Origin of the sequence: Streptomyces sp. NPDC085481, assembly GCF_044541845.1 — a bacterium.
GTDB lineage: Bacteria > Actinomycetota > Actinomycetes > Streptomycetales > Streptomycetaceae > Streptomyces.
Map to the genome: position 1 here is coordinate 106,033 of NZ_JBITTJ010000018.1, position 21,318 is coordinate 127,350.

13 protein-coding genes and 1 pseudogene are annotated in these 21,318 nt (G+C 73.8%); 6 read left to right on the forward strand and 8 right to left on the reverse strand.

The genetic code is table 11. The features are described 5' to 3' along the window. Positions 1 to 108: 108 nt before the first annotated feature. The 6 genes and pseudogenes from infB (at position 109) to ACIGEZ_RS30525 (ending at position 9,554) form a co-directional block, all read left to right on the forward strand. Complete coding sequence (gene infB, locus ACIGEZ_RS30500) at positions 109 to 3,204, forward strand: translation initiation factor IF-2 (RefSeq protein WP_399837434.1); 3,096 nt, start codon at positions 109 to 111, stop codon at positions 3,202 to 3,204. Positions 3,205 to 3,341: 137 nt separating this feature from the next. Continuing rightward, positions 3,342 to 3,635 (forward strand): DUF503 domain-containing protein, encoded by a 294-nt coding sequence (locus ACIGEZ_RS30505; protein ID WP_399837437.1) that lies wholly within the window; start codon positions 3,342 to 3,344, stop codon positions 3,633 to 3,635. 48 nt (positions 3,636 to 3,683) lie between these two features. Then, positions 3,684 to 4,124, forward strand: a complete 441-nt coding sequence (gene rbfA, locus ACIGEZ_RS30510) for a 30S ribosome-binding factor RbfA (RefSeq protein ID WP_399837440.1) — start codon at positions 3,684 to 3,686, stop codon at positions 4,122 to 4,124. Then, on the forward strand, positions 4,121 to 5,020 hold the full coding sequence (truB, locus tag ACIGEZ_RS30515; protein ID WP_399837442.1) for a tRNA pseudouridine(55) synthase TruB: 900 nt from the start codon (positions 4,121 to 4,123) through the stop codon (positions 5,018 to 5,020). Before rbfA ends, truB begins: the two co-directional genes overlap by 4 nt. Before the next feature lie 199 nt (positions 5,021 to 5,219). Further along, a pseudogene (locus ACIGEZ_RS30520) lies at positions 5,220 to 8,549 on the forward strand (trypsin-like peptidase domain-containing protein); the annotation flags it as partial. A gap of 51 nt (positions 8,550 to 8,600) precedes the next feature. Then, positions 8,601 to 9,554 (forward strand): bifunctional riboflavin kinase/FAD synthetase, encoded by a 954-nt coding sequence (locus tag ACIGEZ_RS30525; RefSeq protein WP_399837530.1) that lies wholly within the window; start codon positions 8,601 to 8,603, stop codon positions 9,552 to 9,554. A gap of 56 nt (positions 9,555 to 9,610) precedes the next feature. Here ACIGEZ_RS30525 and ACIGEZ_RS30530 read toward each other — a convergent pair whose 3' ends face one another. The 8 genes from ACIGEZ_RS30530 to eccE form a co-directional block, all read right to left on the reverse strand. Beyond that, positions 9,611 to 10,585, reverse strand: coding sequence for an oligopeptide/dipeptide ABC transporter ATP-binding protein (locus tag ACIGEZ_RS30530; protein ID WP_399837445.1), 975 nt, complete (start codon positions 10,583 to 10,585; stop codon positions 9,611 to 9,613). Then, positions 10,582 to 11,547 carry an ABC transporter ATP-binding protein gene (locus ACIGEZ_RS30535; RefSeq protein WP_399837449.1) on the reverse strand — a complete coding sequence of 322 codons (966 nt, stop codon included), beginning with the start codon at positions 11,545 to 11,547 and terminating at the stop codon, positions 10,582 to 10,584. The genes ACIGEZ_RS30530 and ACIGEZ_RS30535 overlap by 4 nt, the downstream gene beginning before the upstream one ends. After that, on the reverse strand, positions 11,544 to 12,440 hold the full coding sequence (locus ACIGEZ_RS30540; protein WP_399837452.1) for an ABC transporter permease: 897 nt from the start codon (positions 12,438 to 12,440) through the stop codon (positions 11,544 to 11,546). Before ACIGEZ_RS30540 ends, ACIGEZ_RS30535 begins: the two co-directional genes overlap by 4 nt. Then, the gene (locus ACIGEZ_RS30545) at positions 12,437 to 13,501 is read right to left on the reverse strand and encodes an ABC transporter permease (protein WP_399837456.1); all 1,065 of its coding nucleotides are present in this window, start codon (positions 13,499 to 13,501) and stop codon (positions 12,437 to 12,439) included. The genes ACIGEZ_RS30540 and ACIGEZ_RS30545 overlap by 4 nt, the downstream gene beginning before the upstream one ends. A 3-nt stretch (positions 13,502 to 13,504) precedes the next feature. Next, positions 13,505 to 15,367: an ABC transporter substrate-binding protein gene (locus ACIGEZ_RS30550; protein ID WP_399837533.1), complete on the reverse strand. Its 1,863-nt coding sequence runs from the start codon at positions 15,365 to 15,367 to the stop codon at positions 13,505 to 13,507. Positions 15,368 to 15,559: 192 nt separating this feature from the next. After that, positions 15,560 to 18,688 (reverse strand): SCO5717 family growth-regulating ATPase, encoded by a 3,129-nt coding sequence (locus tag ACIGEZ_RS30555; protein ID WP_399837459.1) that lies wholly within the window; start codon positions 18,686 to 18,688, stop codon positions 15,560 to 15,562. Between the two features lie 228 nt (positions 18,689 to 18,916). Continuing rightward, entirely contained in the window at positions 18,917 to 19,717 is an 801-nt protein-coding gene (locus tag ACIGEZ_RS30560) for a hypothetical protein (protein WP_399837462.1), read from the reverse strand. A 137-nt stretch (positions 19,718 to 19,854) separates the two neighbouring features. Continuing rightward, on the reverse strand, positions 19,855 to 21,180 hold the full coding sequence (gene eccE, locus ACIGEZ_RS30565; RefSeq protein WP_399837465.1) for a type VII secretion protein EccE: 1,326 nt from the start codon (positions 21,178 to 21,180) through the stop codon (positions 19,855 to 19,857). Between the last annotated feature and the right edge of the window lie 138 nt (positions 21,181 to 21,318).

A 21,318-nucleotide genomic window follows, 5' to 3' on the forward strand; every position in this document is an offset into this window, starting at 1 on the left:
CGCGAGTTGGAAGTAGGTCGAGATTGCGATGAGCACTCGATGAGTACGCGATGAGTACGCCCATGAAGTAGCGACGGTCCGGCGGTAACCGGACCTAAAAGGAGCGAAGTGGCTAAGGTCCGGGTATACGAACTCGCCAAGGAGTTCGGTGTGGAGAGCAAGGTCGTCATGGCCAAGCTCCAAGAACTCGGTGAATTCGTCCGTTCGGCGTCCTCGACGATCGAGGCGCCGGTCGTGCGCAAGTTGACTGATGCGTTGCAGGGTCCCGGCGGTAGCGCCGGCAAGACCGCAGCGAAGCCTGGCGCGCCTCGTAAGGCCGCCCCCGCGAAGCCCGCGGCGCCGTCTCCGGCCGCCGCGGCACGTCCCGCTGCCCCCAAGCCCGGCGCACCGGCTCCCAAGCCGGCCCCCGCCGCGCCCGCGGCCCCGGTCACCCCGGCGGCCCCGGCGAGCAGCACCCCCTCTCCGGCTCCGGCCGCCCCGGCGGGCCCCCGCCCGGGCCCGAAGCCCGCGCCCAAGCCGGTCACGCCGGCTCCGGCCGCGCCCGAGTTCACCGCGCCTCCGTCGGCTCCCGCCGCCGGTCAGCGTCCCGGTGGCGCGACCCCGGGACCCCGTCCCACCGGCGAGCGTCCCGCCCGTCCGGGTCAGGGCGCGCCGCGTCCGCAGGGCCAGGGTGCCCCGCGTCCGCAGGGCCAGGGCGCTCCGCGTCCGGGCGGTGCCCGTCCGGCCGGTCCGCGTCCGGGCAACAACCCCTTCACCTCGGGTGGCTCCACCGGAATGGCGCGCCCGCAGGCGCCCCGTCCGGGTGGCGGTGCCCCCCGTCCCGGCGGCCCCGGTGCCGTTCCGGGTGCCCCGCGTCCGCAGGGCGGCCCCGGTGGCGCCCCGCGTCCCCAGGGTCAGGGCGGTGCCCGTCCGACCCCCGGTGGCATGCCTCGTCCGCAGGCTCCCCGTCCGGGCGGCGCGCCCGGCGGTAACCGTCCGAACCCGGGCATGATGCCGCAGCGTCCCGCTGCCGGCCCGCGTCCCGGCGGTGGCCCCGGCGGCCGCGGCCCCGGTGGCCCCGGCGGTCGTCCGGGTGGCGCCGGTGGCGGCGGCGGTCGTCCCGGCTTCGCCGGTCGTCCGGCCGGTCCCGGTGGTGGCGGCGGCTTCGCCGGCCGTCCCGGCGGTCCCGGTGGTGGCGGCGGCGGTCGTCCGGGTGGTCCCGGCGGCGGTGGCGGCGGCTTCGGCGGTCGTCCCGGTGGCTTCGGTGGCCGTCCCGGCGGTCCGGGTGGCCGTGGTGGCACGCAGGGCGCCTTCGGACGTCCCGGCGGTCCCGCGCGTCGCGGTCGTAAGTCGAAGCGTCAGAGGCGCCAGGAGTACGAGGCCATGCAGGCCCCGTCCGTGGGCGGCGTGATGCTTCCTCGCGGCGGTGGCGAGACCATTCGCCTGTCGCGCGGTGCGTCCCTCACCGACTTCGCCGAGAAGATCAACGCCAACCCGGCGTCGCTCGTCGCGGTGATGATGAACCTCGGCGAGATGGTCACGGCCACGCAGTCCGTCTCCGACGAGACGCTGCAGCTCCTCGGCGACGAGATGAACTACCAGGTTCAGATCGTCTCCCCCGAGGAGGAGGACCGCGAGCTGCTCGAGTCCTTCGACATCGAGTTCGGCGAGGACGAGGGCGGCGAAGAGGCCCTGGTCTCCCGTCCGCCGGTCGTCACCGTCATGGGTCACGTCGACCACGGTAAGACCCGACTGCTCGACGCGATCCGCAAGACGAACGTCGTCGCGGGCGAGGCCGGTGGCATCACCCAGCACATCGGTGCCTACCAGGTGGGTACCGAGGTCAACGGCGAAGAGCGTCGCATCACCTTCATCGACACCCCGGGTCACGAGGCGTTCACCGCCATGCGTGCCCGTGGTGCGAAGTCGACCGACATCGCGATCCTCGTGGTCGCGGCCAACGACGGCGTCATGCCGCAGACGATCGAGGCGCTCAACCACGCCAAGGCCGCCGGCGTCCCGATCGTCGTCGCGGTCAACAAGATCGACGTCGAGGGTGCGGACCCGGTCAAGGTCCGTGGTCAGCTGACCGAGTTCGGTCTGGTGGCCGAGGAGTACGGCGGCGACACCATGTTCGTCGACATCTCCGCCAAGCAGGGTCTGCACATCGACTCCCTGCTGGAGGCCGTGGTCCTCACCGCGGACGCCTCGCTCGACCTGCGGGCCAACCCGAACCAGGACGCGCAGGGTATTGCGATCGAGTCCCACCTCGACCGTGGTCGTGGTGCCGTCTCGACCGTCCTCGTCCAGCGCGGAACGCTGCGCATCGGCGACACGATGGTCGTCGGCGACGCGTACGGCCGTGTCCGGGCGATGCTCGACGACAAGGGCAACAACGTCGAGGTCGCGACCCCGTCGACCCCGGTCCTGGTCCTCGGTCTGACCAACGTTCCGGGCGCCGGCGACAACTTCCTGGTCGTCGACGAGGACCGTACGGCCCGTCAGATCGCCGAGAAGCGCGCTGCGCGTGAGCGCAACGCCGCCTTCGCCAAGCGCGTCCGCCGGGTGTCCCTCGAGGACCTCGACAAGGTGCTCAAGGCCGGTCTGGTCCAGGAACTCAACCTCATCATCAAGGGCGACGCGTCCGGTGCGGTCGAGGCTCTCGAGTCCTCGCTGCTCCAGCTCGACGTCGGCGAAGAGGTGGACATCCGGGTCCTGCACCGCGGTGTGGGTGCGGTCACCGAGTCCGACATCGACCTGGCCATGGGCTCCGACGCCATCGTCATCGGCTACAACGTCCGTGCGGCCGGCCGTGCCGCGCAGATGGCGGAGCGCGAGGGCGTCGACGTCCGGTACTACTCGGTCATCTACCAGGCGATCGAGGAGATCGAGGCCGCGCTCAAGGGCCTGCTCAAGCCGGAGTACGAAGAGGTCGAGCTCGGTACGGCGGAGATCCGCGAGGTCTTCCGCTCGTCCAAGCTGGGCAACATCGCCGGTGTCCTCATCCGCTCCGGCGAGGTCAAGCGCAACACCAAGGCGCGCCTCATCCGCGACGGCAAGGTCGTGGCCGAGAACCTCAACATCGAGGGTCTGCGCCGCTTCAAGGACGACGTCACCGAGATCCGCGAGGGCTTCGAGGGTGGTATCAACCTCGGAAACTTCAACGACATCAAGATCGACGACGTCATCGCGACGTACGAGATGCGCGAGAAGCCGCGCGCCTAAGGCACAGCGGTGATCCGGGGCCGGTCGGCGGGAGTTATTTCCGTCGATCGGCCCCGGCCGTTGCGTGTACGGTTCTGATGTCCCTGCCAAGGTCGGCGGGGCCACTGAACCCGAACCGGCGGGACATCCGGGCATACATGTATGTGGGGACGCTGTCCTTCGATCTGCTCCTCGGCGACGTACGGTCGCTCAAGGAGAAGCGCTCCGTCGTCAAGCCGATCCTCGCCGAGCTCCAGCGGAAGTTCTCCGTGAGCGTCGCGGAGGTCGCGGACCAGAACCTCCACCGGCGGGCCGAGATCGGCGTCGCGATGGTGTCGGGGGACCCTGGGCACCTCAGTGACGTGCTCGACCGGTGCGAGCGCCTGGTCGCCGCCCGCCCGGAAGTGGAACTGCTGTCGGTTCGACGCAGGCTCCACACCGACGAAGACTGAAGTCAGTGCTGCATCAGTGCAGCGAAGCAAGAAAGAGGAGAAGGACCAGTGGCCGACAACGCGCGGGCGAAGAAACTGGCGGACCTCATCCGGGAGGTGGTCGCCGAGAAGCTGCAGCGCGGCATCAAGGACCCGCGCCTGGGTACGCACGTGACCATCACGGACACCCGCGTCACCGGTGACCTGCGGGAGGCCACGGTCTTCTACACGGTCTACGGCGACGAGGAGGAGCGCGCGAGCGCCGCCGCCGGCCTGGAGAGCGCCAAGGGCGTCCTGCGCTCGGCCGTCGGCCGGGCCGCGGGCACCAAGTTCACGCCGACGCTCACCTTCGTGGCCGACGCCCTCCCGGAGACCGCCAAGAACATCGAGGACCTCCTCGACCAGGCGCGGGCCTCCGACGCCAAGGTGCGGGAGACGTCCTCGGGCGCCACCTTCGCCGGTGACGCCGACCCCTACAAGAAGCCGGGCGAGGACGAAGCCGCCGAATGAGCACCGCACACAGGACGCCCGACGGCCTTGTCATCGTCGACAAGCCGTCGGGCTTCACTTCGCATGACGTCGTGGCCAAGATGCGCGGGATCGCCAGGACCCGCCGCGTCGGCCACGCGGGCACGCTCGACCCCATGGCGACGGGCGTTCTCGTCCTCGGCGTGGAGCGGGCGACCAAGCTGCTCGGTCACCTCGCGCTGACCGAGAAGGAGTACCTGGGCACGATCCGTCTCGGGCAGACCACCATCACCGACGACGCCGAGGGCGAGATCACGGCGTCGGTCGACGCGTCGAAGGTCACCCCCGAGCAGATCGACGCGGGCGTGGCCGAGCTCAGCGGCGACATCATGCAGGTCCCGTCGAAGGTCTCCGCGATCAAGATCGACGGCAAGCGGTCCTACGCGCGCGTCCGCGGCGGCGAGGAGTTCGAGATCCCGGCCCGCCCGGTGACCGTCTCCTCGTTCCACGTGTACGACGTGCGCGAGGCGACCGCGGAGGACGGCACCCCGGTCATGGACCTGGTGGTCTCCGTCGTCTGCTCCTCCGGCACGTACATCCGGGCGCTCGCCCGCGACCTGGGCGCCGGGCTCGGCGTGGGCGGCCACCTGACCGCGCTGCGCCGCACCCGGGTCGGCCCGTACAAGCTGGACGCGGCCCGCACCCTGGACCAGCTCCAGGAGGACCTCACGGTCATGCCGGTCGCCGACGCGGCCGCGGCGGCGTTCCCGCGCTGGGAAGTCGACGAGAAGCGGGCCAAGCTGCTGCTCAACGGCGTACGCCTGGAGATGCCGGAGTACCCGGCGGGCCCGGTCGCGGTCTTCGGACCCGACGGGCGGCTGCTCGCGCTGGTCGAGGAACAGCGGGGCAAGGCGAAGAGCCTGGCCGTCTTCGGCTGAGCCGCGCTTTCCTTCGTCACAGTGGGGCGGGCACGCGCGCGTGCCCGCCCCACGATCCCCCTCCGGGAAGTGTCTGTCCCACCGGCGAGCGCCCATTCACCCCTTCGGGCAGGCGCTCGGAGCGAACGGGGGGAGCGAGAGGGGGCGCTTTCGTCTCAGGTGCTTCTCCCGGTGATCACCAGCCGCCTACCGTCGACCCATGGGGAGCGGGGACCTGGCGACGCTGGTACGGATCGAGGATCCGACCGGCCGGCCGCGCGGCACCGGATTCCTCGCCGACCACCGGGGCACGGTGCTCACCGGCCATGAAGTGGTCGAGGGACACACGGGGCTGCTGCTGCACACCCCCGAGGGCCGGAGCTGGCGTGCCACCGCCGCCGACATCACCCCGCTGCCCGAGAGCGGGCTCGCGCTCGTCCGCACCGAGGGCCTGACCGGGCGGCCACTGCCCCTCGCGACCCGGCAGGGCATCGAGCCCGGCACGTACGTACGGATCGCCGCCCACGGCTGGCGCGAGGCGCGGGTCCTCGGTGGCACCGCGGGACCCGCCCTGGAACTCGCCATCGGCACCGAGGGCGCAGAGGCCCTGCACGGCGGACCGGCCGCCGGAGGCCCCGTGCTCGACCCCGCCACCGGCGCCGTCCTCGCCGTCCTCGGCACCGCCCTGCACGGCGACCGGCGCGCCGCGGGACACGCCCTGCCGATCCGGCCCGTCGGCCCGCTCGCCGCCCTCCTGCGCCGTAACGCCGCCACCGTCCCCGCCTACGGCCAGGACCTCAACCTGGCCGGCGTCCTCGAGCTGACCGCCACCACCACCGGCTCGCGCGAGGACCTGCCCGCCGCACGGCTCCAGGACGACCCCGACGCGCTCGTCCTCGCCGTCGTCGGCGCCCCGGGCACCGGCCGCAGCACCGCCCTCGCGGGCCTCGCCGCCCGCCGCGCCGGCGGTCACGCGCCCGCGCCCACCGTCTGGCTGCGCGGCGCCGACCTGCGCTCCGACGACCGCTCCCTCGCCGACGCCGTCGGCCGCGCCCTGCACCGGGCCGGCCGCATCGCCGCCGCCTCCGGTACCCCGGGCGACCCCGCCACCGTGAGCCCGGAGCACGCCGCAGCCCTCGCCCGCGCCGCCGACCGCCCCCTCCTGGTCCTGCTCGACGCCCCCGAGGAGATGCCCCCGCTCCTCGCCCACCGCCTCGCCCCCTGGACAGCCGCCACCGAGGAGTGGCTCACGGCCCACGGCGTCCGCCTGGTGACCGCCTGCCGGCCCGAGCACTGGGAGCAGGCGGGACGCCTGTACGGCACGGAGCCGAGGACCGTCGTCCTGGGCGGGCTCACGGAGGAGGAGGCCCGCGAGGCGCGGCGGAAGCACGGCATCCCCGACGACGGCATCGCACCGGAGGACGCCCGGCACCCGCTGGCCCTGCGGCTCCTCGGCGAGGTGCGGGCGGCGACGCCGGACGGGACGCCGGGCAGGCCCGGGCGGGACGAGATCTTCGGGGCGTACCTGGACCTGATGTGCCTGCGCATCGCGGTGCGGATCGCCGCGGCCGCCCGCCCGGTCGAGCGGGGCACCGCCGTACGCCGCCTCGCCGCGCGGGTCAGCGCCCAGGTCCACGAGGCCGCCCGTCGCTGCCTCGGCCCCGGGCAGGGGGAGCTGGACCGGGAGTCCTTCGAGGAGCTGTTCCCCTGGCGGCCGGGCTGGGCCTCCGCCGTCCTCACCGAGGCGCTGCTCGTCCCGGCGGGCGGCGGCTACCGCTTCGCCCACGAGGAGCTCGCCGACTGGCTCCAGGGCGCCCACCTCGACATCGACCGCGCCCTTGACTCCCTGATCCACCGCCCGTCCGCGCTGCCGGTCCCGCGCCACCGCATCGGCCCGGTGCTCCAGGCCCTGCACCACCTCCACCGGGACCAGGGCCCCGCCGGGCTCTCGCCACGGCTGATGTCCCTGGCGGACGCGCTGGCGGGCTTCGCGGATGCGGGTGCGGAATCGGAGCCGGACACGGAGCCGGACACGGAGCCGGACACGGAGTCGGACACGGGCGGGGGCGCGGGCACAGCCGCCGGAGGCGTCTGGTGGGCCTCCCGGCTCCTGGCCGGTGCCCTGAGCGGGATCCGGGACCTCAGGCCGTATCTGCCGGTCCTGCGCAGGCTCGCCGATCACCTCGGCGACCGGCCGGGCGCGCAGGACGCCTTCCCCGGGTTCGACGCGGGGTTCTGGCGCGGGCTTCGCGTACCGGAGGGGGAGCGGTTGGACCTGCTGCGCCGGCTCGTGCCCGCCGACCCCGCGCCCGGCGGGACCGGCGGCGCGCCCCGGTTCCTCGAAGTCGTCGCCGCGTGCCTGGCGGCCGACCCGCGGGGCGTACAGCCGTTGCTGTGCCGGTGGTTCGGGGACGAGCGGGAGCTGGCGGCCGCGCCCGGTGCCACCGTCGGCACCGCCGCGCAGGCGCTGCTGCACAGCCGCCGCGCGCTCGCCGTCGACGACCTGTGCGAGGCGCTCGTCGCCACCGCCCACCCGCTCGCCGAGGGGCTGCTCGCCGCGCTCGCCGAGGACGAGCCCGCGGCCCTCTGCCGGGCCGTCGACCGGTGGGCGCACGACGACGGCCGCCCGGACCGGCGGGCGGCGGCAGCGGCGTACGGGCAGCTGGTCGCCCCGCACGTCACGACCAGGGCCGACCGCAGCACCCTGCGCTTCGCGGCCCTCGCCCTGCTCGCCCGGCCCGCGGACCTCGCGCTACACGGCCCGGCCCTCGGCCTGCTCCTCCAGGACCCCGACGCGCGCGCCCGGCACCTGCCCCGCGCCGTCACCGACCCGGGCGTGCCCGTCGACGCCCTCGCCGCCGGGCTCGCCACCGATCCCGAGCCCGTGCTCGACGCCCTCCGCGTCCGGCTCCATGCCGAGCCGGCGGCCGTCCTGCGGATCCTCGCCGAGGTCCCCGCGCCCCGCCTGGCGCGCCGCGCCGCCGCCCTGGTCGCCGACTACGCCGAGCGGCACCCCGAGGGCGCGCCGCTCGTCGCCGCCTTCGTCGACCGGCGCCTCGAGGAAGGGCCGGAGGTCCGCTGCGTCCTCCACCCCCTGGCCGTCCGCCTCCTCACGGGCCCGCACACCGCCCTCCGCACCGCCCTCGCCCCGGTTCTCGCTGCTCCCGGCACCGGCGCCTCCCGCTTCCTGCGCGCGGAGCTCCTCGACGTCCTGCTCGGCGTGCTCCGGGACGGCGGGCCGGAGGAGCCCGTCGTGGCCGCCCTCCTTCGCACCGCCGCCGACGGCGGTCCCGGCAGCCGGGCCCTGGTGCAGCGGACCGGGCGGCTTCTCGTCCGCACCCCCGAGGGCGCCACCCGCTTCGACCAGTGGCTCGTCGCCCTCGCCCGCGAGGTCCCCGGCTTCGCCGCCCGGCTGGCCGGCTGGCTGGGCGAGGACCCGTCCGGGTGGGCCGCGCTCCTCGGTCCGGCGGCCGCCCGCACCGTACGGAACTGTGTGATCCCCATGCCGATGCCGACGCAGCGGCACGCTCATGGCAGTCTTAGACCTGCGCCAACAGGCGTACACGCGGACATGGGTACAGGCGGACGAGGAGCGGTCACAGTGCAGCGCTGGCGTGGCTTGGAGGACATCCCCCAGGACTGGGGGCGCAGCGTCGTCACCATCGGCTCCTACGACGGGGTGCACCGCGGGCACCAGCTGATCATCGGCCGGGCCGTGGAGCGCGCCCGCGAGCTCGGCGTCCCCTCGGTCGTCGTCACCTTCGACCCGCACCCCTCCGAGGTCGTCCGCCCCGGCAGCCACCCGCCGCTGCTCGCCCCGCACCACCGGCGGGCCGAGCTCATGGCCGAGCTCGGCGTGGACGCGGTGCTGATCCTGCCGTTCACGGCCGAGTTCTCGCAGCTGTCCCCGGCGGACTTCATCGTGAAGGTCCTCGTCGACAAGCTGCACGCCAGGTGCGTCATCGAGGGCCCGAACTTCCGCTTCGGCCACCGGGCCGCCGGCAACGTCGCCTTCCTCACCGAGCTCGGCGCCACCTACGACTACGAGGTCGAGGTCATCGACCTGCGGGTGCGCGGCGCCGCGGGCGGCGGGGAGCCGTTCTCCTCGACGCTCACCCGACGGCTCGTCGCCGAGGGCGACATGGCGGGCGCCGCCGAGATCCTGGGCCGCCCGCACCGCGTCGAGGGCATCGTCGTGCGCGGCGCCCAGCGCGGCCGCGAGCTGGGCTTCCCGACGGCCAACGTCGAGACCCTGCCGCACACCGCGATCCCGGCCGACGGCGTCTACGCGGGCTGGCTGACCGCCGCCGGCGAGCGGATGCCCGCCGCGATCTCGGTGGGCACCAACCCGCAGTTCGACGGCACGGAGCGGACCGTCGAGGCGTACGCGATCGACCGCGTGGGCCTGGACCTCTACGGCCTGCACGTGGCGGTCGACTTCCTCGCCTACGTGCGCGGCATGCTCAAGTTCGACACCCTCGACGACCTGCTCACGGCGATGGCCGACGACGTCAAGCAGTGCCGCGAGCTCACCGAGGCGTACGACCGCGCCTGAGCCCTGACCCGCCGGACCGCCCCAGGGTCTGTCCGGCGGATCATGGCCGGAGGGCCCTAAGCCCTGACCGCCCAGTGGCAGGCCGCCGCGCGGTCCGCGCCGCCGCCCAGGACCGGCAGGTCCTCGGCGCGGCAGCGGTCCGCGACCTCGGCGGCCGTGCCCGAGGCGAGCACCTGGCAGCGGACGTGGAAGCGGCAGCCGGACGGGATGCGCGCCGGGTCCGGGGGTTCGCCGGTCAGCACCACCGGGTCGCCCCCGGACTCCGGGAGCACCGACAACAGCGCCTGTGTGTACGGGTGCTGAGGGTCGGTCAGGACGGACTCCACCGGGCCGGTCTCCACGATCCGGCCCAGGTACATGACCGCCACCCGGTCCGCGATGTTCCACGCGAGCCCCAGGTCGTGCGTCACGACGAGCGCCGAGAGACCCAGCTCGTCGCGCAGCCGCAGCAGCAGCGCCAGGATCTCGCCCCGCACCGAGGCGTCGAGCGAGGCCACCGGCTCGTCCGCGACGATCAGCTCGGGCTCCAGGACGAGCGCGCCCGCGATGACCACGCGCTGCCGCTGCCCGCCGGACAGCTCGTGCGGATAGCGCAGGAAGAACCGCTCCGGTGGCCGCAGCCCCGCCCGGGACAGCGCCTGTGCCACGGCCGCCCGCTCGTCGCCCGCGTACCCGTGGATGCGCAGGCCTTCCGCCACCGCGTCGTACACCGTGTGCCGCGGGTTCAGCGAGCCGCTCGGGTCCTGCAGGACCAGCTGGGCCCGCTTCCGGTACGCCTTGAGGGCCTTGGCGGAGTATCCGAGCGGCGCCCCCGCGAACCGCACCGCGCCGGCGCTCGGCCGGACCAGTCCGAGCAGCGAGCGGGCGAGCGTGGTCTTGCCGCAGCCGGACTCGCCGACCAGGGCCACGATCTCGCCCGCGCCGATGTCCAGGTCCACCCCGTCCACCGCCCGCGCGGCCTGGGCGCCGCGGCGGCCGGGGAACACCACCCGCAGGCCCTCCGCGGAGAGGAGTGGCGCTGAGGCGTTCATGGCGTGCTCCCGACGTGTACGCAGGCCGCCCGGCGCCCCGCGCCCGCGTCCCGCAGTTCCTGGTCCTGCTCCGCGCAATGCTCCACCGCCACGGGGCAGCGCGGGTGGAAGGTGCAGCCGGCCGGCAGGTCGGCCGGGTCCGGCGGGTCGCCCGGCAGGCCGCGCGGTGCCCGTCGGGAGGCCGGGTCGCCGATGCGGGGGAACGCCGAGGACAGCGCCCGCCCGTAGGGGTGCGCGGCGGCCTCGTACACCGCCTTCGCCGGACCCTCTTCGACCACACGCCCCGCGTACATCACCGCGAGCCGGTCGCAGGTGTCGGCGAGCACGGCCAGGTCGTGGCTGATCATCAGCAGGCCGATGTCCTGCTCGGCGACGAGCCGCTCGATCAGCCGCAGGATCTGCGCCTGGATCATCACGTCGAGGGCGGTCGTCGGCTCGTCCGCCACGATCAGCCGCGGATCGCAGGCGAGCGCCATCGCGATCATCACGCGCTGCCGCTGCCCACCGGACAGCTCGTGCGGATAGGCCGCGGCCCGCGCGGCCGGCAGGCCCACGTGCTCCAGGAGCTCACCGGCCCGCCTTCGGGCCGCCGCCGGGGTGGCCCGGCCGTGGACGAGCAGCGGCTCGGCGATCTGGTCGCCGATCCGCCGTACCGCGTTCAGCGAGTGCATCGCGCCCTGGAAGACGATCGACGCCCCGGCCCAGCGCACCGCCCGCAGGCGCCCCCACTTCATGGCGAGGACGTCCTCCCCGTCGAGCAGGATCTCGCCGGTCATCCGGGCCGACGCGGGCAGCAGCCGGAGCAGCGCGAGCGCCATCGTCGACTTCCCGCACCCGGACTCGCCCGCGATCCCCAGCTTCTGCCCGGCGGGCAGGGCGAGGTCCACGCCCCGCACGGCCGGGACGGCGGCCGCCCCGGAGCCGTAGGTCACGCTCAGGTCCCGTACTTCCAGCAGGCTCACCGCGCCACCCCCAGCTTCGGGTTGAGTACGGACTCGATGGCGCGCCCGCACAGCGTGAAGGCGAGCGCGACGAGCGCGATGGCGATGCCGGGCGGCGCCAGGTACCACCAGTGGCCGGACGAGACCGCGCCCGCCTCCCGGGCGTCCTGGAGCATCCCGCCCCAGGAGACCACGGTCGGGTCACCGAGACCGAGGAAGGCCAGCGTCGCCTCGGTGAGGATGGCCGTGGAGATGCCGAGCGTGGTCTGGGCGAGCACCAGCGGCATCACGTTCGGCAGCACGTGCCGGGTCATGACGTGCCGGTGCCCGCCGCCGAGCGCCGTGGCCCGCTCGATGTAAGGGCGGGACTCGACCGCGATCGTCTGCGCCCGTACGAGCCGGGCCGTCGTCGGCCAGCTGGTCACGCCGATCGCGAGGACCACCGTCCACATCGACCGGGACATCACGGTCGCGAGCACGATCGCGAGGACCAGCGTCGGCATCACCAGGAACCAGTCGGTGATCCGCATGACGACGGTGGAGAACCAGCCGCCGTAGTGTCCCGCGACGATCCCGACGAGGGTGCCGATGGCGACGGAGAGGGTCGCGGCCAGGAGCCCGACCAGGAGCGAGATCCGCGCGCCCCAGATCAGCAGACCGAGCAGCGAGCGGCCGAACTGGTCGGTCCCCAGCGGGAACTCGGCACTCGGCGCTTCGAGCGCGGTGCCGGGGGCGTCGGTCACGGACTGCACGTCGGCGCCGACGATCAGCGGCGCGGCGAGGGCGAGCAGGGCGATCAGGGCGAGTCCGAGCAGGCCGTAGAGCCCGGCCCGGTGGGTGCGGTACTGCTTCCAGAAGCGGGCGACGCTGCCGCGCCTGCGCTCCCAGACGAGAGAGGTCGTCGATACGGTCATCGGCCCACCCGGGGGTCGAGCAGCGGATAGAGCAGGTCGGCGATCAGGTTCATCACGATCATCGCCCCGGCGAACACCACGAACAGGCCCTGCACCAGCGGCAGATCGGGCACGCTGAGCGCCTGGTAGAACAGCCCGCCGAGTCCCGGCCAGGAGAACACCGTCTCCACCAGGATCGAACCGGCCGCCACGTGGCCCAGGTTGATGAAGACCATCGTCACCGTGGGCAGCAGCGCGTTCGGTACGGCGTGCCGGCGCCGTACGACGTCGTCGCGCAGCCCCTTCGCCCGGGCCGTGGTCAGGTAGTCGCCCCCCATCTCGTCGAGCAGCGAGGAGCGCATCACGAGGAGCGTCTGGGCGTAGCCCACGGCGACCAGGGTGAGTACCGGAAGCACCATGTGGTGGGCGACGTCGAGGACGTACCCGAAGCCGGTCTCCCCGGTGCCGGACTCCATGCCGCCGGTCGGGAACAGCCCCGGGACCGGGCCCATGCCGACCGAGAACACGATGATCAGCAGCAGCCCGAGCCAGAACGACGGCACCGACCACAGGGTCAGCGCCACGCCCGTGTTGAGCCTGTCGCCGAGGCTGCCGTGCCGCCAGGCGGATCGGGTGCCGAGCCACAGCCCGAGCGCCGAGTAGATCACCACGGCCGTGCCGGTGAGCAGCAGGGTCGCGGGCAGCTTCTGCGCGATGAGCTCGCCGACCGGCGCGCGGAACTGGAAGGACGTGCCGAGGTCGCCGCTCAGCGCCTTGGCGCAGTAGTCGGTGAACTGCTGCCACAGCGGCAGGTCGAGTCCGAACTGCCGTCGAAGCGTGGCGAGTTGCTCGGCCGAGGTCGGCATGCCGTGGGTCATCGCCTTGACGGGGTCGCCGGGGATGATCCGGAAGAGGAAGAAGCTGGTGACGAGGACGGCGAGGAGCGAGACGGCCGCGCCGCCCACCTTCCCCGCCGCGTGCCGCAGATACGCCAGGGCCGTACCCGTTCGTGGTGCGCCGCCTTCCGTGGCGCGGACCGTGCCGGTCCGCGCCACGGAGGCGGGAGTGCTCGCGCTCGTCACCGGCTACTCGCGGTCGTCTGCGGTGGAGCGGCGGCGCAGCCCGAGGAAGACGCCGGCGCCGACGACGAGCACGACGGCCGCGCCGATCCCGACGACCACCCCGGTGGACGAGCCGCCGTCGGACGTCCCGTCCGAGGCCTGCGCGGCGGGCACGGCCGACCACCAGCTCCAGTAGCCGTCCTGGCCCCAGAGGTTGCCCGCCGCCTCGGGCATGGTGGTGATGGAGCGGATCTGGTCGGTGCGGTAGGCCTCCAGGGCGTTCGGGTACGCGATGACGTTCATGTACCCGGTGTCGTACAGCCGCGACTGCATCTGCTTGACCAGTGTGGTCCGCTTGGCGTCGTCGTACTCGACGGCCTGCTGGGCGTAGAGCCCGTCGAACTGCGGGTCGCAGATGAAGTTGTCGGTGGCGCCGGAGTCCTTCGGCGTCGCGGGCAGCGCACCGCAGGTGTGGATCGACAGCACGTAGTCCGGGTCGGGGTTGACCGACCAGCCGTCGAAGGCGAGGTCGTAGTCGCCCTTCACCCACGGGTCGGAGACGCTGTCCAGGCACTCGACCTTCAGGCCGATGCCGATCTTGCCCCACCACTCCTGGAGGTACTTGGCCGAGGCCTTGTCGTTGGGGTCGGTGGCGTGGCACAGGATGCGGAAGTCGAGCGGCTTGCCGTCCTTGCCGACCCGCCTGCCCTCGCCGTTCTTGCGGTACCCGGCGGCGTCCAGGATCCGCTCGGCCTTCGTGGGGTCGTACGCGCGCTTCTGCGCGGCGGCCGGCTGCCAGAAGTACGAGCCGAAGCGGGGCGGGATGTAGCCCTCGCCCTCGACGGCGTGGCCCTGGAAGACCTTGTCCACCAGGGTGGTGCGGTCCACCGCGAGGAAGAGCGCCTTGCGCACCTCGGGGTCGAGCAGGGCCTTGTGGCCGTTGCCGAAGGACTTGCCGTCCTGGGCGCGGGCGCCCGGATTGGTGGCGAGCGCGTAGAAGCGGCGGCCGGGAGCGTCGTTGACCTTGATGTCCTTCTGGGTCTTCAGCGCGGCGGCCTGGGCGGGCGTCAGGTTCGGTACGAAGGACACCTCGCCCTTCTGGAGGGCGGCGACGGCCGCGTCACCGTCCTTGTAGTACTTGAAGACCAGCTCGTCGAACTTGGGCGCCCCGCGCCAGAAGTTCTTGTTGGGCTTGAGCTTGATGTACTGGTCGACCTTGAAGTCCGTGATGACGAACGGGCCGTTGCCGACGATCGGGAACTGCCGGTCGTTGTTGAACTTGGAGAAGTCCGCGACCTTCTCCCAGACGTGCTTGGGGACGATCGGCACGTCGAGCGCCGTCATCGTCGCCTGCGGCTTCTTCAGCTCGATGACGAGGGTCTGCGGATCGGGCGCGCTGACCTTCTTGAAGTTGGCCGTGAAGCTGCCGTTGGCGGTGGCCGCGTTCGGGTCGGTCATCATCTTGGTGAAGGTCCAGGCGGCGTCCTCGGCGGTGGCCGGCTGCCCGTCGGACCACTTCGAGTCTCTCCGGATCGTGTAGGTCCAGGTCAGCTTGTCCGGCGAGGACTTCCACGCGGTCGCGAAGCCCGGGATCGCGTGGGCGTCCTTCGCGTCGTAGTTGGTCAGGTACTCGTAGGCCAGCCGGTGGATGCTGGTGGAGACGAGCTTCTGGGCGAGGAACGGCGAGAGCGAGTCGACGCTCTGCGAGACGGCGACGGTGAGCGTCGTGCCGCCGGACTTGCCGTCCTCCGCCCGGGCGGGCTGCGGGACGGCCACGAGCGAGGCGGCGACGACGCCGGTGGCGAGCAGCAGACGGACGGCCCGGCCGGCGCCGCCGCCGGGGGTTCTGCGGGCGGGGACCGGACGGGGTGGAGCCTTCGTGACCATGACCATGGGACGTGACCTCGCGTCGGGGGATCTGCCGTGGATCTTGGGCTGACGATGGGTGAAGCGAAGGTTTATCAGCGGTGATCTGCCGTCGTCAACGATGTCTCAAACCCCTTGTGGACTGCGGGAATGCCGAGAGGCCCCGTACCGGAACACCGGTACGGGGCCTCATTGGTCTACTCCTGTGACGCCCTACTGCTGAGGGGCTGGCGGAGCCTGCGGAGGCTGCTGCTGAGGCCAGTTGGGCGGCGGGACCTGGCCCTGACCCTGCGCCTGAGGATCGGCCTGGGGCGGGAGCGGCTGCGCCGGCGGCTGCTGCCAGCCCTGCGGCATCCCGGGCTGGCCGGGCTGCGCTCCGTACGGCTGTCCGGGTGCGGGCGGTGCTCCGTACGGCTGACCCGGCGCCGGCTGCTGCGGGTACGGGTAGGGCTGACCCTGCTGGGGGTACGGCTGTCCGGGCGCGGGCGGCTGGGGCGGATACGGCTGCCCCGGCGCGGGCTGCTGCGGCGGGTACGGCTGCCCGGGGGTGGGCTGGCCCGGCATGGGCTGTCCGGGCATGGGCTGGCCGGGCATCGGCTGTCCGGGCATCGGCTGGCCCGGCATCGGCGGCGCCATGTGCGGGGGCAGCGCGCCCTGGCCCTCGGCGGTCCACAGCCCCTGCGCCTGCTGTGCCCGTACGAAGTCCTCGGCCACCATCGCCGAGAGGTGGAAGTACGCCTCACGGGTCTTGGGCCGCATCATGTCGAGGTCGACCTCGGCGCCGGCCGCCAGGTGCTCGTCGAAGGGCACCACGACCACACCGCGGCAGCGCGTCTGGAAGTGCTGCACGATGTCCTCGACCTTGATCATCTTTCCGGTCTCGCGGACCCCCGAGATCACCGTGATCGAGCGCTGCACCAGCTCCGCGTACCCGTGCGCGGACAGCCAGTCGAGCGTCGTCGAGGCACTGGAGGCGCCGTCCACGGACGGCGTGGAGATGATGATCAGCTGATCGGCCAGGTCGAGCACCCCGCGCATCGCGCTGTAGAGCAGACCGGTGCCGGAGTCGGTCAGGATGATCGGGTACTGCTTGCCCAGGACGTCGATCGCCCGCCGGTAGTCCTCGTCGTTGAAGGTCGTCGAGACGGCAGGGTCCACGTCGTTGGCGAGGATCTCCAGACCGGACGGCGCCTGCGAGGTGAAGCGGCGGATGTCCATGTACGAGTTGAGGTACGGGATCGCCTGCACCAGGTCGCGGATGGTCGCCCCGGTCTCGCGGCGCACGCGACGGCCGAGCGTGCCGGCGTCCGGGTTGGCGTCGATCGCCAGGATCTTGTCCTGCCGCTCCGTCGCGAGGGTCGCGCCGAGGGCGGTGGTCGTGGTGGTCTTGCCGACGCCGCCCTTGAGGGAGATGACCGCGATCCGGTAACAGGAGAGCACCGGCGTACGGATCAGCTCCAGCTTCCGCTGCCGCTCCGCCTCCTCCTTCTTGCCACCCAGCTTGAACCGGGCCGAGGTGCCGGGGGTCCGGCTGGACTTGGCCTTCTGCTTGTTGTTCCGGAGCAGCCGGTCGGAGGAGAGCTCGACGGCCGCGTTGTACCCGAGCGGGGCGCCCGGTACGGACCGCTCCCGCTGGTCGTGCGTCACGGCCGTGGGCCACGCGGCCCCGGTCCGCGGGTCGACCGGCCCGGGCGGCGTGCCGCCGGGCTGCGGGATGCCGTAGCCGTCCTGCTGTGGGGGCTGCGGAGCCTGGGGCGCCTGCGGGGGTACGGGCGCGGCCGGGGCGTCCTGCGGCTGTCCCGGGTGCGGGAAGCCGTAACCGCCCTGGGGCGGCTGAGGGAAGCCGTAGCCGCCCTGCGCGGGCTGTGGCTGCCCGGGGACGGGCGCCTGGTGGCCGGGCTGCGGGAAGCCGTAGCCCGGCGGGGGCTGGGGCGCCTGCGGGGGTACGGGCTGGGCCTGGGGGCTCTGCGGCTGCCCCGGGTGCGGGAAGCCGTAACCCGCCTGCGGCGGCAGCGGTGCCTGCGCCGGCACGGGTCCGGGCTGGGCGTCGTGCGGCTGTCCCGGGTGCGGGAAGCCGTAACCCGCCTGCGGCGGCTGGGGCTGGCCCGGCACCCCAGGCGCCGGCCAGGAGGCGGCGGCGGGCAGCGGCGCGGCCGGCGGCACCGGCTGGTCGCCGGTGGGCGCGGGCCACTGCGGCGCGGGCGCGGGCGTCGCGGGCTGGAACGACGGCGGCAGCGGCGGCAGTCCGGTCGCCTGCGGCGGCACGGGCGCGGCCGGGGGCGCGGGAAACGCGGGGGCGGGCCCGGCGGGCGGCAGCGCCGCGGGAACGGCGTCCTGAGGCTCGGCAGCCTCGGTCCGGGCCGAGGCGGGGGAGACCGGGGCGACGTCGTCCACGGAGTCCGTGGCATCGCCGGAGACCGCGCCGGCGCCGGCTTCGCCGGCCTCGTCGGCGGCAGGCGTGTCGGCGGCGTCGTCGGACTCCGCCTCCGCCGCACCCGGGTCGGCGGCGGGAGCGTCGGTCTCGGCGCCGGCCGGGCGCCGGTCCTCCGGTGCGCCGGGCGCGTCAGCCAGGTTGGTGGCCTCGGCGGCCGAGGCGTCGGGGTCGGCCGTCTCCGGCGCCGTCGTGAAGTCGACCGGGGCGGGGAGCGCGGGCGGCGCGGACGGCAGGTCGGCGTCCGCCGCCTGGTCACCGTCCGGCGCGGGCACGGGGTTCGCCCCGCTCGTGTCCAGGGGCGCGGGGGCGGCGTCCGGCGACCCGGCCTCGGTGGCCGTCGCGGGCTCGTTCTCCGGCGCGGCCTTCTCCGCCGCGAGCTCCGCCATCTCGCGCTTCAGCGCGGCGGGGGAGAAGCGCATGGTGGCGCCGCTCTCGATGTCCCCGCCACCGAAGGGCGCGGGGGCGACAGGACCAGGAGCGACGGGGGCCGGGGCGGGCGCGGGTGCCGGTGCGGCAGGCGCCGGAGCGACGGGCGCCGGAGCCGCCGGGGCGGCGGCACCCGGAGCGACCGGACCCGGCGCGAACGGAGGAGCAGGCGCGACAGGAGGAGCAGGAGCGACCGGGACGACAGGCGGGACCGGAGCAACGGGCGCGACCGGCGGCGGCGTCCAGCTCGACTCGTAGCCACCGCTCGCCGGAGGGCCGGGCGGCACCGCGACCGGCGCGCCGGTCGGCGGGGGCGGCGTGGGCGCGCTCCCCGTCGTACTGCCCGACGCGTTCTGGGTGTACCAGGCCGGCGGGGTGTAGTCGATGGTGAACTCACCGGTCATCTCGGCGGCGTCTGCGTCGGACTGATCGTCGACGGGCGGGTTCCAACCCCCGTTGATGTCGTCCCGATCGCCGTTCACTTTGCCTCCTGGTGTGGTCGCGCACCCTCGTGCCGTCGTGGGCGGGCCCTTCCCACCCTAAACGCCAACCGTGTCCGCCGGGCAGGGCCGACGGCCCGCCGCTGCCCGTAGCGCAGCTCACGTTCGGCTCACGCTCGGCCCCCAAGTGACCTGCGCACACCGGAGAGTGAAACAGCCGGTGTTTAAAATCCGTACAAATACGGACAGTTCTGATCTAGTGTCGCGCGCTCAGTCCATCCGCCGCGCGCTGCCCAACAATCCGGTCTCGGCGTCCGTGGCCTGCGTCATCACGAACTGCCGGTCGTTCGGCGTGCACCACAGCGTCACCCCGTCGGCCAGCGTCGACAGGGCCTCCGACTCCGAGCGCTGCAGCCCCATGATGCGGCCGATCTGCGCGGCCTCGTCGGGCGACACCCGCTGGACGCCGACGAGCGAGGACTTCTCCAGGAGGCGCGGGGCCACCGGGCTCAGATAGGGGAGGAGCGTCACGACCGACTGCCAGGGCCCGGACACGACCCGGCCGCGCGGCGGCCGCATGCCGCAGTCGCGGATCACGACCACCGGGCTGCCCGCGGACGCGCCCTGCGGCGGCACGCGGCCCACGTCGTGCAGGGTGATGCAGGGCTGACCGCCGCCCGCCGCCTGGGCGAGCGCCGTCCATGCCTGCGCGCGGCCGGTCTCGACCGCGATACGGGCACCGGTCGCGGCCGCCCGCAGGGCCAGGACCTGCGCGGTCCACAGACCGCCGATGAGCGTGACGTCGTACGGGCTCGGCCGGTTGATGCCGAGCACCGCGGGCCGGCCCTCGGCATCCACGCCGATGACCATGCCGTCGTCGCCCACCGGCAGTGCGAGCGCGCCGAGTTGGTCGACGGGTACGGAGTGCCGGTCGCGGCGCGGCCCGATGAGCCCGAAGCCGAACCGGGCCTTGCCGCCCCGCCCCGTACGCCGATGGCCGCGCGCACCGGTCCCGCCGCCGCGCCGCGACGGCGCACCCGCGGGCAGGCCGCCCGACACGCCGGAAGACATCGCACCCGGCATCCCAGCGGACATCCCGCCCGGCACCGAGCCCGCACCGGCAGCCCCCGCCGCCCCGGTCTGCGCCGTCCCGGTCTGAACGCCCCCGGAAACCCCGCCCGTCGCGGGCCCCATCGCCGAAGAAGCCATCAGCGCGCACCCCCCAGCGGCAGCGTCGCCAGCATGCCCGGCACCTGTTCGCGGTCGAGCCGCACCAGACCGGTCTTCACGCCGCGTGCCGCGCGCTCCAGTTCGTGCCGGGCCGCCACCAGCTCCTCGTCGCTGCGCCCGGTGATCCGTACATGTCCGGTGACCGTCACCTCCTGACGGTCACCGCCGCTCAGCGTCAGACTGAACGTCGTCGCGAGCGCGGGCAGTGAGGTCAGCAGCGCCACCAGCTGCGGCATCGAGGCCCCGGCGCCGCCCGCGCCGCCCAGCTGGGGCCAGCGCCCCACCCAGTACGTCGTGTGGCGCCGGTCGTCGACCCGCCAGGTCCGTGCCGTCTCCTGGGTCCGCCGTGCCTGCGCCTGCCCGCGGCCCGCCTGCGCTATCGCCATCGGACTCGCGCAGGTCGAGGTGGCGAGCGCGGAGGTCAGCTCCTGCTCGGTGAGGACCGTCGCCCGGAACCCCGCACCGGCCAGCCGGCTCGCCAGCTGGTCCGCCGCCCGTACGACGCACTTCTGCGCGCCCTCCAGGCCGCCGCCGCGCGCCTCCACCGCCTCGGGGCACAGTTCGGGGTCGAGCTTGAGCGCGATCCAGGTGATGCGGAGCGCGGGCGAACCCGTCTGTGCCTGCAGCGGGCCGTAGTTGCGGGCGGCCATCGACTGCGCGGGCAGGTGCGGCGCGGGCGCCGGCTGCGTGTGCTGCACGATCTGCGCGGACTCCAGGCGGATGCCGTCGACCGACAGCACGTCGCGGACCAGACCGACCGGCAGCGGCCGCGCGGAACGCTCGGGGCGCAGCGCGGAGGCCTCGGACTCGACCCGTACCACCGTGGTGAGGAAGGTGCCGTCGCCGATCATCCCGACCGGGCGCCTGTCACGGTCGCTGTACGCGTACGTCCGCAGCGCCGGGTCGCACTCGACGACCGGCGCGAGCCCCGGCTCGGTGCCCTCCGGCAGGGTCGCCGAGGCGGCCTTGCGGCTCCGCGCCCGCAGCGCGAAGAAGGTGGCGAGCCACTCCGGCAGGGAACGCCGGTGCCGGCGCACCACCGCGAGAAGGACGAGCAGCGCCGCGACCACACCCGCGGGGACCAGCATCAGCGCGTCGACGACCCAGGCGACGAGCAGCAGCGCCGCCGCGACCTCGACCAGGACGAGTTGTTGCAATCGGAACGCACCGAAGTGTCCCGGGCGTGCCTGGAGTCGAGGTGACACCGAGGACGGAACCGGCGAACCGGTCCCCACGGAAGGGGATACGGGGGGTGCGGAAGAAGACGCGGCGGCAGCGGGTCGCGTCCGCGTCGCGGAAGCCATGATGGAGAATCCCCCTCAATTCGTCCCGATCACCCTGGCCCGCCAGGCCTTTGGCGGCTGGATCACCCTACCCGCCCCACAAGCACCGGCGGACAGCAGGCATAGTAGGGGGCCGGTCCGACAGCCGGGGCCCGGGCG